Source organism: Rhodococcus sp. 1R11 (genome assembly GCF_004563845.1).
GTDB lineage: Bacteria > Actinomycetota > Actinomycetes > Mycobacteriales > Mycobacteriaceae > Rhodococcoides.
Genome location: NZ_SPNG01000007.1, coordinates 31448 through 45307 on the forward strand (window position 1 = coordinate 31448; position 13860 = coordinate 45307).

Sequence of the window (13860 nt, forward strand, 5' to 3'; positions counted from 1 at the left end):
GTACCGTTTCTCGGGTGAGAATTCGTCGCACCGTCGGTGTTGTATCGGCTGCCCTGCTGTTCCTGACCGCCGTCGTCTCCTGTGGGGCGGGCGGGGATGAGGCAACCGGACTCGAGGCTGCATCCGATGCGCCGGCCGCCGCATTTCCTGCCACGATCGATACCGAGTTCGGCGGCGTGACCGTCGACAGTGCTCCGCAGCGCGTCGTCGCGCTCGGCTGGGGCGACGCGGAAACTGCACTGGCGCTCGGTGTCTCACCGGTCGGTGCGAGCGACTGGCTCGCCTTCGGCGGCGACGGCGTCGGTCCGTGGGCGGCCGGGCTCTACGACGCGCCACCGCAGATCATCGGGACGCAGGAGCCGTCGTTCGAGCAGGTCGCGGCGCTCGAGCCGGATCTGATCCTCGATACCAAGAGCTCCGGTGACGCCGATCGGTACGCCACACTGTCCGCCATTGCTCCGACGGTAGGTATACCGGCGGGGGCCGACAACTACCTGACATCGCTCGAGCAGCAGGTCACGATGGTTGCCACGGCACTCGGCAAGCAGTCCGCAGGGGACGCGCTGCTCGCAGGGATCGCCGACCGTTTCGATGCAGCGGCGGCCGCCCATCCGGAATTCGCCGGCAAGACGGCGGTGGTCGGGGCCTACAGCGGCACCGGATACGGCGCATACATCTCGTCGAACAGTCGGCTCGAGTTCATGAAGAAGCTCGGTTTCGTCACCAGCCCGACCATCGACTCTCTCCCGCCGCGCGGCTTCTCGGTTCCGATTTCCGGGGAAGAGCTCGACCTGCTCGACGCCGACGTGCTGATCGTCTTCCCCATCCAGAAGGCACCGTCCGAGGTGACCGACAATCCACTGTTCCAACGGATTCCGGCGGTCGCAGATGGCCGTTACGTGGTCTTCGACGATCCTGAAGTCGCGAAGTCCTACGCCACCAACTCGGCGCTGTCCATCGGCTATGCGCTCGACACGGTGGTGCCTGCGGTGGCGAACGTGCTGGGTTGACTCACTTCAGCAACCGGGGCGAACGTCTGCGCGGGTACCGAGACGATGCGTTGTGCTCCGCAGTGGCAGCCCTGGTAGCCGACGAGGCCTTCGCTGGTGTCGTGGAGCGAGCGGGTGGTCCAGGTGTGTGTGCTGTGTTCGATGTCCATGCATTCACTGTGGTGTAATGGTCTTGTGCACATCAACCCTTACGGCGAATATGCCGTGAAACTGGGCATCGACCTCCTCAACAGGCCACCCACGTCGCCGAGCGAATTGGGTGCCCGCTGCATCGACGCCGGCCTCGTTCCCGACTGGACTGCCACCGACGACGATCTCGTGGACACACTCGAGTTCCTTCGCGACTGGGCTCGCGTGGTGGATGCCGAGACAGCCGAGGAGCGGGCCGCCGCCCTGAACGTCCTCCTTGCACAGGCTTCCGCGTACCCACGGTTGACCAATCACGCCGACGACGGCTGGCACATGCACTACCGCGACCCGAACATCGCGTTGGGTGGTGTCATCAGGGCCCTGGTCGGTGTCGGTACCGCGCTGCACTTGACCGGTCGCGGAATGGACAGACTCCATCGGTGCGCCGCGGCCGACTGCACGACCGCCTTCGCCGACACCTCACGCACCGGACGGCAGCGGTACTGCGGAACCGTGTGCTCGAACCGGGATGCAGTCCGACGACACCGAGCCCGCGCCGCATCCTGACGCCTGTACCGGGAGTCGTGGATCAGGATTTGCGGTTGTACAGCCGCATCGTGATCGGTCCGAAGATCGCCAGCATCGCCGCCGACAGCACCAGAGTCACTCCGAGCCGGCCGGTGTCGACATCGCCCTGCATCAGGCCTCGAAGTGACGTCACCAGAAAGCTGACCGGGTTGACGTCGACGAACGCACGAAGCCACCCTGGCATCGTGTTGGGGTCGACGAAGATGTTGCTCGCGAACGTCAGCGGAAACAGGATGAACATCGACATCCCCATCACGGCTGCCTCGGTGCGCACGATCATGGCGATCATCGTCCAGATCCAGGACAGACAGAACGAGAACACGAGCAACAGCGCTATCGATGCGATCACGCCGAGTAGCCCGCCTTGCGGCCGGAAACCGAGAATCAGCCCCAGAATCAGTACGATCACCGACGCCAACGTGTAGCGCACGACGTCACCCAGCAACGCACCGACCAGCGGCGACGGACGCCAGATCGGCAACGATCGGAACCGGTCGAACACACCCTTCTCGATGTCTTTGTTCATCGTCACGCCGGTGTACATCGTGATCATCACCACGGTCTGCACCAGGATGCCCGGCAGCAGAAACTGGATGTACGCGTCGGTCGAACCGGCCAGAGCGCCGCCGAACAGGTACGTGAACAACAGCGTGAACATGATCGGAAACGCCGTCACGTCGAACAACTGCTCCGGTACATGCTTGATCTTCAGCAACGCCCGCCAGCCGAAACTCAGCGAGGTCGACAGCGACGACGGACGCTCCGGCCTCGGACCTGCGGCTGAGAGAACATCGATGATCGTCGACGCCTGCGGGGCGGATCGTTGGGCCTCGGTGGTCATGACGCGATCTCCCCGTTGTCGATTTCAGTCTTCTTCGCACCCACAGGCTCCGCTCCCGCATCGTGACCGGTCAGCGCCAGAAACACCTCGTCCAGACTCGGCTGACCGAGGGTGAAGGATGCGATGGCAATTCCGGCGGATTCCAGAGCAGGAAGGATCGGTGCCGCCTGCGCCGGATTGTCCAATCGTGCGGACACGGTGAACGGGTCGGCGTCCTCGGCCACGGTGCTGCCGACCAGATCTCGGACGATTCTCCCCGCGGCATTCCGGTGCCCGGCATCGAGCACGCGCAGGTGCAGTGAGTTCGATCCCACCGATGCCTTCAGCTCGCCCGTCGTGCCCTCGGCGATGACTTTGCCGTGGTCGATCACCGCTACGCGCCCGGCCAGGTGGTCGGCCTCGTCGAGATACTGCGTCGTCAGCAGTACCGTCGTGCCGCCTGCCACCAAGGCTCGGACGATCTCCCAGACGTGATTGCGACTGCGCGGGTCCAGGCCGGTGGTGGGTTCGTCGAGAAAGATCAGCTCGGGGGTGACGATGATGCTCGCTGCGATGTCGATGCGCCGGCGCATGCCACCGGAGTAGGTCTTGACCTGTCGCGGTCCGGCGTCGGCGATGTCGAATGCTGTCAACAGTTGATCAGCGCGCGCTCGAGCGGCCGGACGTGAGTAGCCGAGCAGCCGCGCCAGCAGAATGAGATTCTCGGTGCCGGTCAGATCCTCGTCGAGCGAGGCGAATTGACCCGTGAGAGAGACTTTTCGGCGAACGGCCTCCGGCTCGGTTGCCACGTCGTGTCCCAGGACTCGTGCGCTGCCGCCGTCTATCGGAAGCAGTGTCGCCAGCATCCGGATGGTCGTGGTTTTCCCGGCCCCGTTGGGTCCGAGCACGCCGTACACCCCGCCGGACGGGATCGACAGATCCACGCCGTCGACTGCGGCAGTGGTGCCGAAATGTTTGACGAGCCCGTGGGTTTCGATGGCCGTCATGCGTGTCCGTCCCTCCACCGAGCTGTCCGCCCGATTGCCCGCGTTTGTCCGATTCTCGCACCCAGGATGAAGCCCGGTCCATTTCTGCGCAAACGAATTTCGGTCGCGCACCATCCCTCGGGGTGTTTGTTCCGAATATGTACTGCGGCGGGAAAACGCGGAGGTTTCGATATGAGGGCTACATGACCACTAGTGTCATGATCGATGAACTCGATCATGAACCCGTCTGCTGGGACGACAGTCCGATGAGCGTGCCGTTCTCCGACGCTTCCGGATCTGCGGGCACCGGCCGTGACCGAACGCCGCCCGAGTCCGAGGACAGCACCTCGGTCGAGGATGCGGTGTGCGCAGTACCGAGCCCGCAGCTGAAGAATCTGCGTGCCGAGGAGACGGACCGTCTCCGTCGCTTGATGGCGGCCGTTGCTCAGGGCGACCGGTCGGCCTTCGCCGAACTGTACGACGCCACGTCCTCCCGTGTGTACGGGATGGTGGTGCGCGTGCTTCGCGATCCGGGGTACAGCGAGGAGACCGCGCAGGAGGTGTTCCTCCAGATCTGGCGTGCGGCACCGAATTACGATCCGAGCCAGGGGAGTCCGCTGGCGTGGATCATGACGCTGGCACATCGCCGGGCGGTCGATCGGGTACGTAGCGAGCAGTCGGGTACCGACCGCGAGGCGGCGTACGGTGCCGTGAGTCACACGCCCGAGCATGACGAGGTACTGGAGACGGTGACCCAGCGGCTCGAATCGGAGGCCGTCGTGGCCTGTCTCGACACTCTGACCGATACGCAGAGCGAGTCGGTACGAATGGCTTATTACAGCGGGTATACCTATCGCGAGGTTGCCGAACGGCTCGGGGTAGCCGTGCCGACGATCAAATCGCGCATACGAGATGGATTGATCAAGTTGAAGACATGCCTGGGGGTGATCCCGCAATGAGTGAAGCGTCACGGCAACGACTGCTGGACGAAGCGGAGGTCTACGCCCTCCACGCGATGAGCGAGTCCGAGCGGCGCGCCATCGAAACCGAGCGAATCCGCGTCGACGAGACGACCCGGGCACAATTCGACATCCTCGTGGGTGAGATTCACGAAACGCTGGCGTTGGCTGCGGCGGCAGACGCGACTCCCGCACCCGAACGCGTGCGGGAGGCCGTGCTCGCGCGTGTCGCCGCGAGCGATCAGGAGCCGACGGTCCGAGAACTTCCGCCGAACGTCACTCCGCTGCACCGGCACCGACGTGAGCGTTCCAAGACGTGGCGTTACTCGATGGTGTCCGCGGCTGCCGCGATCGTCGTCGCAGTCGGTGGTGTCGTCGTCGTCACGCAGACCATGGGCTCGGACCCGCAGCCTTCCCAGGCCGAGCAGATCGTCGCGGCGCCCGACGCTCGTGAAGCGTCCGCGGAGTTCCCGGGTGGCGGCACTGCGAAGGTGTCGTACTCGCTGAGCCGAGATGCGGTCGTGGTGACTCTGGACGGTGTCCCGGAGCCGCCCTCGGGCCGGGTCTACCAGATGTGGTTCGTCGACGGTGCGCCGCGCTCCGCCGGCGTTGTCACCGAGGATCAGCTCACGTCGAGCGACGGCACCGTGGTGGACGGCATGGGGGCGTCGACCAACTTCGCGTTCTCGCTCGAGCCTGCCGGCGGCTCGGCGCAGCCCACCGAGGTCCTCACGATGATCACGCTCGACGCCTGATCAGGGGCCAGGCACGTCCACTCGGGCGGTTCGACAGTCGGATCAGATACCGATGTCGAACCGCCCGAGTGTCTTGACGACAGCGGCCATCTGGCCGTACGCGCCGCTGGCCAGATTTTCCAGTAGCGCCAGCTTCACTTCCGGGGCGTCCCGAGTCAGTGCCTCGAAGTGCGATACCGACACGACCACCAGATCGACCGGGGTGTCGGCCACCATGTCCAACAGGAACGGCACCGACATCAGCAGCGGCATCTCGCCGAAGCTCATCCCGGGGGAGAGCGTCGTGATGCGGTGTGTGCCCCCGTCTGCGGACACGGCCGTCGATGTCACTTCTCCGCGCAGGATCAAGAACAGACCCGCTGCCGGCGCACCACGGTGAACGATGACGTCGCCCCGTGCGTAGTGACGTTTCTCCAGATAGGGAGTCACCGAGTCGAACTGCTCGGCGGACAGACCGGCGAGCAACGGGTGCTCGGCCGGAGTGATTTCTGCCGGTTGCCGCGCGCCGGAGCAGTGCCGATCGAGCAGCAGGTTCTCGGCCCACTGGATGGCCGAGCTCAGACTCGAGTACACCCGGCCCGCCGGATCGTTCGGGTCCAGGCTCGACGTCGTGTGGCCCATGATGGCTCGGGGATCCACCAGGCACACCACACAACCGTGGTCGGCGAGCTCGCGGCGTAGGTCCTCGAACATCGAACGGGCGATGTCGCTGACCTCGTCGACGCCACGAACGTCGATGACGAGTGCATCGAGGTTCCGGTCGAGGTTGCCGATCTCGCGGACCGCTGTCTCGGCACCCGAGAACAGCAGGTCCCCGTGCAACTCGTAGACCCGCGCCCGGTCGCCGACTGCAGCGAGTGTGGCCTGTTCGATCTCGGATCGTCGTTTTCGCGACGGTGCCTCGGTGAGAACGTATCGACGTCGAATCGACGACTTCGCGGCCCGAGTGACATGTAGAAAGTGCAATTCGAGTCTGGTGGAGAGTTCTCGGCAGGCAGCAACGCCGCGCACGCTGTTGCCGTGCGAATCGAGGCGGGGGGAGTAGACGGCGATGCCCATCTGCCCAGGAAGCACCGCCAGGATGCCGCCGCCGACCCCACTCTTGGCCGGCATACCCACCCGCGCCACCCAGTCGCCTGCGCCGTCGTACATCCCACAGGTCGTCATCACCGACAGCACGCGTTCGACCAGTGCGGGTGCCAGGGCGCGCTCCTTGGTGTGGGGATTGACTCCGTTGTTGGCCATCGTGGCGGCCATCATGGCCAGATCCGCCGCCGTGACGTCGATCGAGCACTGGCGGAAGTACAGGTCGACGGCGGCCTCCGGATCGTGGTCGATGATGCCGAAGGACCGCAGCATGTAGCCGATGGCGCGATTGCGGTGTCCGGTGCGCGCTTCGGATCGATACACCGCGTCGTTGAAGCTCAGAGACCTTCCTGCATACCGGGAATACGACGCTCGGATGCGCTCGAATCGTTCCTCCGCGGTGCGGCCGGCGATGAGCGACGCGGAAGTGATCGCACCCGCGTTGATCATCGGGTTTCGGGGCCGCTCCGTGACGGGGTCCAGGCTGATCTCGTTGAACGGCTCACCCGAGGGTTCGACGTCGATCTTGCCCGCGACGACGTCGAGCCCGCGGTCGGCCAGCGCGAGTGCATAGGTGAAGGGTTTCGAGATGGATTGGATGGTGAACGGCATCCTCGTGTCGCCGACTTCGTACAGGTAGCCGTCGGTGGTCGTCAGGGCGATACCGAAGCCGTCCGGTGTCACGGCTGCGAGTTCGGGAATGTAGTCGGCGACCTGTCCCGACGCGTCGTCCCGGCACAGTTCGTGAACCCGGGTCAGGATGGCATCGACGACGTTGCTCATGGGCGACACTGTATGTCGGGTGTCCGTTTCGAGCGTATTCGAGGTTAGGGGCGACTGACCCCGGGCACCTGCCTACTCGACGGTAGTGTCGGCGAGACAATGCTGGACGGGGCGGCTGGGTGCAGCCACTCCGTAGACTGGTTTTTCGAATATGTTTTCCGGCCGGAGGGAGCGATCTCGTTGGGTGTCCTAGCGCGAATTCAGACGCCCGAGGACTTGCGCGACCTCGATAGTGCGGAGCTGGCCGAACTGGCTCGCGAGATCCGCGCCTTCCTGGTCGAGAAGGTATCGGCAACAGGGGGCCACCTCGGTCCCAATTTGGGAGTGGTGGAGCTGACTCTGGCGATCCACCGCACCTTCGACTCACCGCGTGATCCGGTCATCTTCGACACGGGCCACCAGGCCTACGTGCACAAGATGCTCACCGGACGCGCAGGAATGTTCGACACACTCCGCAAGCAGGGCGGGCTGTCCGGCTATCCGTCTCGGGTCGAGAGCGAACACGACTGGGTCGAGTCCTCGCACGCATCGGCATCCTTGTCGTACGCCGACGGGTTGGCCAAAGCGTTCGCCCTCAAGGGAGAGACCGACCGGCATGTCGTCGCTGTGGTCGGTGACGGCGCGCTGACCGGCGGTATGTGCTGGGAGGCGCTCAACAACATCGCCGCCGGCCGAGACCGGTCGCTGGTGATCGTCGTCAACGACAACGGCCGTTCCTACGCCCCGACGATCGGCGGGTTGGCCGATCACCTGGCAGCCCTGCGACTGCAGCCGGGATACGAGAAGATTCTCGACAACGGCCGCCGGATCGTGCGACGGATCCCCGTCGTCGGCCGCGCCGCCTACACGATGCTGCACGGCATGAAAGCGGGAGTGAAGGACGCCATCAGCCCGCAGGTCATGTTCACCGATCTCGGCATCAAGTATCTGGGCCCGGTGGACGGTCACGACCAGCACGCCATGGAATCGGCACTGCGCAGAGCCAAGGCGTACGGCGGCCCGGTCATCGTGCACGCGGTGACGCGCAAGGGCATGGGATACATCCATGCCGAGAACGACGTGGCCGACCAGATGCACGCCACCGGCGTCATCGATCCTGCGACCGGCCTGGCCCGATCCAAATCGGCTCCGGATTGGACGTCGGTGTTCTCGGCGGCGCTCATCGAGCAGGGCGAGCAGAACGAGGACGTCGTGGCCATCACCGCCGCGATGGCCGCGCCCACCGGGCTCGCGGCGTTCGGGGTGCGGTTTCCGGACCGAATGTTCGACGTCGGTATCGCCGAGCAGCATGCGATGACGTCGGCCGCCGGCCTCGCGCTCGGCGGCATGCATCCCGTCGTCGCCATCTACTCCACGTTCCTCAACCGCGCGTTCGATCAACTGCTGATGGACGTCGCCCTGTTGGGTCTTCCGGTCACCATCGTGTTGGACCGCGCAGGAGTCACCGGTGCCGACGGCGCGAGCCACAACGGTATGTGGGACATGTCTCTACTCGGCATCGTTCCGGGCATGAAGGTGGCAGCGCCACGAGATGCCGACACCCTCCGAGAGGAATTGGCCGAGGCGATCGCCACCTCGGACGGCCCTACGGCTCTTCGCTTCCCGAAGGGCGCGGTCACCGAGACGGTGCCTGCGGTGCGCAGGTTGGACGGAATACTCGATGTGCTGACCGAGCCGTCCGAGGCCACCGGCGACGTGCTGATCGTTGCCGTCGGGGTGTTCGGGTCGCTTGCCCTCGACGCCGCGAAAAAGCTCGAAGCCGAGGGTATTTCGGTTGCCGTCGTGGATCCACGCTGGGTGCTTCCCGTCCCGCAATCGCTGCTCAAGATGGCCGAGGACTACCGGTTGGTCGTCACCGTCGAGGACAGCGGCCTGCACGGCGGAATCGGTTCGACTCTGTCTGCCGCACTGCGCGGCGCAGGCGTCGACGTGCCCTGCCGCGATCTCGGTGTGCCGCAACGGTTCCTGGACCACGCATCGAGGGAGCAACTGCACCACGAGTTCGGACTCACCTGCGAGACCGTGGTGCAGCAAGTCTCGCACTGGGTCAAGAGCCTCTGACGGCGTCGGCCGGCTCCGCTTCGCTTCCGAACACGACGCGGCGGCCGGCCACCGCACCTGCCGCAGCCATGGGGACCGTCACCACCAGAAGGAACACCAACGACGGTTCCCACCGCTGCGTCGCAGAACGAACGGCCCCGCACACCAGCGGACCGGCCGCAGCCAACACGTATCCGACCGTCTGTGCCACCGAACTGAGCGTCGCAGCATCACGGGCGTTCGAGGCCCGCAGATTCATCAGCGTCATCGCGAGCGACAGCTGCCCGCCCTGACCCAAACCGAGCAGTACCGCCCACACCAGGGCCCAGGAATCGGCCGACGACACTATCCCCAGCAGGCCCACGCACGTCGGTAGCGTCACGGCGACTGCCAACGCGCTCTGATTCCCCAACCTGGTCGCCAGGCTCGGAACCGTCAACGCGGTCAACACACTGCTGACCGACAACGCCGTCAACAGCAGACCGGCATCACGCGCGTCCACCCCGCGATCACGAAAGATCGTCGGTAACCACGCGATCAGCGAATACGCCATCAGCGACTGCAAACCCATGAATGCCGTCAACGACCACGCCACGGGCGATGTCAGCACGCCCGCACGTCTGCGAGAAGGAGCGGCATCGGGGACTGTCGCCGACCCGGCCACCGCCCGCCCGCGCGACAACGTTCGCCCGAAGATCGCCATACACCCGGCAGCCAACACGACCGGAATCGACCACAGCCCCAGCACAATCCGCCAACCACCGTCGAACGCCTCGGCCAACGGAACGGACACTCCCGACGCCACTCCCGCACTGGCACTGATCACAGCGGTCAACACCCCGGTCAACAACCCCAGTCGTCGCCCCGCCGCCGCATCGGGTTCACCTGTCGAGCTCCACTCCCTGCCCCTGGGTCGTTCCGACAGGCTCCACTCCCTGCCCCTGGGTCGTTCCGACAGGCTCCACTCTCGTACCACCAGACGGACGAAAACCGGACCCAACACATTCGCCACCGCGATACCCGCCGCCGCGACGAGCGTGCCGACCACGAGAATCGGCCACGACGGCACCGCGCGTATCGCTGTACCGACGGCCACCAGGGACAGGCACACCACCAGCACATGCGCGACCTGGGCGCGGCGCACGAAATAGCGTGCGGTGGCGGCGAATACACCGAGGCAGATCACCGGACCCGTGGTCAAGAACGCCATGGATGTCGAGTTCGCGGAGTAGAAGTCGGCGATGTCGGAGGTGAGTGCCGACGTACTGCCGAACAGCAGGCGCAGGCTCAGTCCGAACACCACGACGGTGCCCACGGCAAATGCAATACGTAGCTTCATGTCCTGCTTTCGACGGCAGATCGACCGACAGAGTGCACCCCCACCCTGCCTTATCGGTCCGAAAAACCGTGGATCCGCCGTCGTTCAAACAACCGTGAATCAGACGCCCATGTCTTCGAGTTCCATCCCTTTGGTCTCGGCGATCTTGTACTTGACGAAGAAGAAGGACAGGATGGCGAACAGGGCGAAGAACGAGTAGATGAATCCGAGTCCGATGGTGTCGGACAACGGCGGGAATGCCAATGTGATGGCGAAATTCGCTATCCAGTTCGCGGCGGTACTGATGCCCAACGCCACAGCACGCATTCGATTGGGGAACATCTCGCCGAGCATCACCCACATGATCGGTCCCCAGGTTGCGGCGAAGAAGACCACGAACAGATTTGCGCCGACGAGCGCGACCGGGCCCCACGGCGACGGTAATTCGAGTTGGTCGCCGCTACCGACGGCTTGGGTGAACGACACAGCGGCCAGGATCAGACCGACGAACATGCCGATCGAGCCGATCATCAACAGATTTCGGCGACCGAATCGATCGACGAACAAAATTGCGACGAATGTCATGGACACATTGATGACGGACGTGATCACCGACGTCACGAACGATTGATTCTCGCTGAAGCCCACCGACTTCCACAGCGTCGTCGAGTAGTAGAAGATCGCGTTGATACCGACTAGCTGCTGCAGGATCGCCATTGTGATACCGACCCACACGATCGGCTGCAGACCGAATTTGGGGCCTCGGATGTCGGCGAACGAGGATTTCGATTCCCGTCGGAGAGTCAGGCGAATCTCCCTGATGCGTTCGTCGGGATTCACTTCGCCGGTGATGTCGCCCAGAATGCGGGCAGCTTCCTCGTCGAGGTGTTTACCCACCAGGTACCGAGGTGATTCGGGGATGAGGGTCGCGAGAAATCCGTAGACCAATGCGGGTGCGACGCCGACCAGGAACATCCACCGCCACGCTTCGAGGCCGAACCACAGATCGTTCGACGGTCCGCCTGCCGCATTCTGAAGAACCGCATCCGAGAGCAGCGCGGCAAAGATACCGACCGTGATGGCCAACTGTTGCAGCGATGCCAATCCACCGCGATAGCGAGCCGGTGCTATTTCCGAGATATACGCGGGCGCGATCACCGACGCAATTCCGATACCCAGCCCGCCGAGGACCCTCCACAACATCAGATCGGGAACGCTGAAGGCGAACCCGGACCCCACCGAGGAAATGGTGAACAGCGCAGAGCCGAGCAGCATCACCTTCTTGCGGCCCCAACTGTCGGCCAGGCGCCCGGCGAACCAAGCTCCGACCGCGCACCCGAGAAGTGCGATTGCGACTGCGAACCCCGTGACGAACGACGACAGCGCGAAATTCTCCTGGATCGAGTCGACTGCACCGTTGACGACGGACGAATCGAATCCGAACAGAAACCCGCCGACAGCGGCGGCGATGGTGACTCCGATGACCTTTGCGGTGTGCCGATCGGTCGATTGCGTCATGGCATGAACCAGCTTTCGGGTGAACAGCGTCCATGGTGGTCATCGCCATCTTCGTCCTCGGAGTGCCGGCGCGTCAGTGAAATCGCCCCAACTCGCCGCGCTCGACGTCATGGGCCGAATATCGCGGACACTCGTCCGCAGCGTCGAGTTCGGCAGCGAGCGGTCACCGTGACTGTGCGTCGAGCCATTCCTCGAAGCTCTGCCGGCCGCGGTCCGCATCGGGTGCGGGCACCAACGTTCCGTCGCGCATCGCCCGGCCGTACGCCCCCGGGACGGGAACTTCGAGCACCACGCCACGGGCACCGACGGCACGTGCATAGCGGCGAACCATATCGGCCATCCGCTCTTCTCTCGGTCCGCCGAGGTCTGCGACTCGGCCGGTCGCCGGCTGCTCGGCCAGGTCGATCGATCGTTCGGCAACCTCGCGGGCGGCGATCGGTTGCGAGACCATCTTCGGGACGATGCTCACCGGACCGAACGACGCGCGAGCACGGATCTGAGCGGCGAATTCGTGGAATTGAGTGGCTCGCAGGATTGTCCACGGCACCGACCCGGACCGAACGATGTTCTCCTGCTCTACTTTTCCGGCGTAATAGGAGTGCGGAGCCTTGTCTATCCCCACGATGGACAGCGCCACATGGTGGCCGACTCCGGCCTCGATCTCGGCCGCCAGCAGGTTGCGGGTGACGGCGGAGAAGAACGCCGTCGATTCCTTTGCCGAGACCGTTTGTGTCGACGCGACGTCGACAACAGCGTCGACGCCGGCCAGAGCGTCGGACAGGCCGGTCCCGCCGACGAGGTCGACACCGGCCGACCGCGACAACACGACGACCTCGTGCCCACGCTCACGAGCCACGTCGACGACATGCGTTCCGACGGTTCCTGTTCCACCGGCTACGGCGATCTTCATCGTGTGTCCACCTGTCCTGTTCGGGGTCGATCGGCTCGAGAGGTTCGGGCCTCACCTCCACTGACGACGTAGCTCACGAGAATGTATGGCCGTCACGACCAGTGTCGGAGCTTCTCCGGGTTGAGCACGATCCACACGTCGGTGACCACGGCGGAATCGGTGCGGAATCCGATCACACCGGTGACCGCACCGTGTCGGCGAAGGACGATTCCGGTCAGGCCGTTGACCGATTCGACCGACCGGTCGAGGTCGGTGGACTTGATGGTGATACCCCGGACGAAGCGGGCGACCCGATCGGACCCGCGAACCGGGTTGCGGGCCGCCGACACCCGTCCGCCGCCGTCACTGACGAGGGTGATGTCGGGGGCGAGCAGTGCGACGAGTGCATCGAGATCTCCGCCGGCGGCGGCAGCCACGAAGGCGCGGACGACGCGGTCGTGGGTGTCGGGGGCGCTCGGGCCGCGGCGATCGTCGTGCACCCGTCGCCGGGCGGCCGAGGCCAGTTGGCGGCAGGCGGCGGGGGACCGACCGAGAACGTTCGCGATGTCGTCGAATGGAACCGCGAATGCATCGTGCAGAACGAACGCGACACGTTCTGCCGGGCTCAGTGAGTCCAGAACGACGAGCAACGCCAGGCCGACGGACTCATGGAGGGCGACGCGGTCGGCCGGGTCCGATGGGCCGTCGTTGCCGGTCGCAATGGCGCGGACCGGTTCCGGAAGCCATTGCCCCACATAGTGTTCCCGGCGAACGCGGGCCGAGCCCAGCATGTCCAGACAGATGCGGCCGACGACGCGGGTGAGCCACGCACGGGGGACGTCGATGGCGTCACGTTCGGCGTCGGTGAGTCGGTACCAGCGGAGCAGCGCTTCCGATGCCGCGTCCTCGGCGTCGCTGTAGGAGCCCAGCATTCGATAGCCGATGCCGATCAACCGACTGCGTTCGCTGTTCATCGGAT

At 64.9% G+C, this 13860-nt stretch carries 13 protein-coding genes; 5 read left to right on the forward strand and 8 right to left on the reverse strand.

Going from position 1 to position 13860, the window contains the following annotated elements; genetic code table 11:
* The first annotated feature begins 14 nt into the window (after positions 1-14).
* On the forward strand, positions 15-1010 hold the full coding sequence (locus E4P29_RS13915) for an iron-siderophore ABC transporter substrate-binding protein (RefSeq protein WP_245154322.1): 996 nt from the start codon (positions 15-17) through the stop codon (positions 1008-1010).
* Here the strand turns inward: E4P29_RS13915 and E4P29_RS13920 are convergent.
* Entirely contained in the window at positions 962-1159 is a 198-nt protein-coding gene (locus tag E4P29_RS13920) for a hypothetical protein (RefSeq protein ID WP_135045524.1), read from the reverse strand. The two genes, E4P29_RS13915 and E4P29_RS13920, sit on opposite strands and share 49 nt — an antisense overlap.
* 25 nt (positions 1160-1184) lie before the next feature.
* On the opposite strand from E4P29_RS13920, the gene E4P29_RS13925 reads away from it, so the two are divergent.
* On the forward strand, positions 1185-1706 hold the full coding sequence (locus E4P29_RS13925) for a CGNR zinc finger domain-containing protein (protein WP_209205405.1): 522 nt from the start codon (positions 1185-1187) through the stop codon (positions 1704-1706).
* A gap of 22 nt (positions 1707-1728) precedes the next feature.
* On the opposite strand, the gene E4P29_RS13930 is transcribed toward E4P29_RS13925, so the two are convergent.
* Together E4P29_RS13930 and E4P29_RS13935 are read right to left on the reverse strand one after the other, a co-directional pair.
* Entirely contained in the window at positions 1729-2568 is an 840-nt protein-coding gene (locus tag E4P29_RS13930) for an ABC transporter permease (RefSeq protein ID WP_135045526.1), read from the reverse strand.
* Positions 2565-3554, reverse strand: coding sequence for an ATP-binding cassette domain-containing protein (locus E4P29_RS13935; RefSeq protein WP_135045528.1), 990 nt, complete (start codon positions 3552-3554; stop codon positions 2565-2567). The genes E4P29_RS13930 and E4P29_RS13935 overlap by 4 nt, the downstream gene beginning before the upstream one ends.
* 182 nt (positions 3555-3736) lie before the next feature.
* Here E4P29_RS13935 and E4P29_RS13940 point away from each other — a divergent pair, with 182 nt between their 5' ends.
* Entirely contained in the window at positions 3737-4492 is a 756-nt protein-coding gene (locus E4P29_RS13940; protein WP_027496905.1) for a sigma-70 family RNA polymerase sigma factor, read from the forward strand.
* Positions 4489-5247 (forward strand): anti-sigma factor, encoded by a 759-nt coding sequence (locus E4P29_RS13945; protein ID WP_094717413.1) that lies wholly within the window; start codon positions 4489-4491, stop codon positions 5245-5247. The genes E4P29_RS13940 and E4P29_RS13945 overlap by 4 nt, the downstream gene beginning before the upstream one ends.
* 42 nt (positions 5248-5289) lie before the next feature.
* Here E4P29_RS13945 and glsA read toward each other — a convergent pair whose 3' ends face one another.
* A complete protein-coding gene (gene glsA / locus E4P29_RS13950) occupies positions 5290-7116 on the reverse strand; it encodes a glutaminase A (RefSeq protein WP_135045530.1) in 1827 nt (608 codons plus the stop codon).
* Positions 7117-7296: 180 nt separating this feature from the next.
* On the opposite strand from glsA, the gene dxs reads away from it, so the two are divergent.
* Positions 7297-9177: a 1-deoxy-D-xylulose-5-phosphate synthase gene (gene dxs / locus E4P29_RS13955; protein WP_135045532.1), complete on the forward strand. Its 1881-nt coding sequence runs from the start codon at positions 7297-7299 to the stop codon at positions 9175-9177.
* Here the strand turns inward: dxs and E4P29_RS13960 are convergent.
* The 4 genes from E4P29_RS13960 to sigJ form a co-directional block, all read right to left on the reverse strand.
* Complete coding sequence (locus E4P29_RS13960) at positions 9164-10495, reverse strand: MFS transporter (protein ID WP_135045534.1); 1332 nt, start codon at positions 10493-10495, stop codon at positions 9164-9166. The two genes, dxs and E4P29_RS13960, sit on opposite strands and share 14 nt — an antisense overlap.
* 99 nt (positions 10496-10594) lie before the next feature.
* On the reverse strand, positions 10595-11992 hold the full coding sequence (locus E4P29_RS13965; protein ID WP_135045536.1) for a sugar porter family MFS transporter: 1398 nt from the start codon (positions 11990-11992) through the stop codon (positions 10595-10597).
* Positions 11993-12155: 163 nt separating this feature from the next.
* Positions 12156-12902 carry an SDR family oxidoreductase gene (locus E4P29_RS13970; RefSeq protein ID WP_135045538.1) on the reverse strand — a complete coding sequence of 249 codons (747 nt, stop codon included), beginning with the start codon at positions 12900-12902 and terminating at the stop codon, positions 12156-12158.
* A 92-nt stretch (positions 12903-12994) separates the two neighbouring features.
* Complete coding sequence (gene sigJ, locus E4P29_RS13975) at positions 12995-13855, reverse strand: RNA polymerase sigma factor SigJ (RefSeq protein ID WP_135045540.1); 861 nt, start codon at positions 13853-13855, stop codon at positions 12995-12997.
* Positions 13856-13860 lie beyond the last annotated feature (5 nt).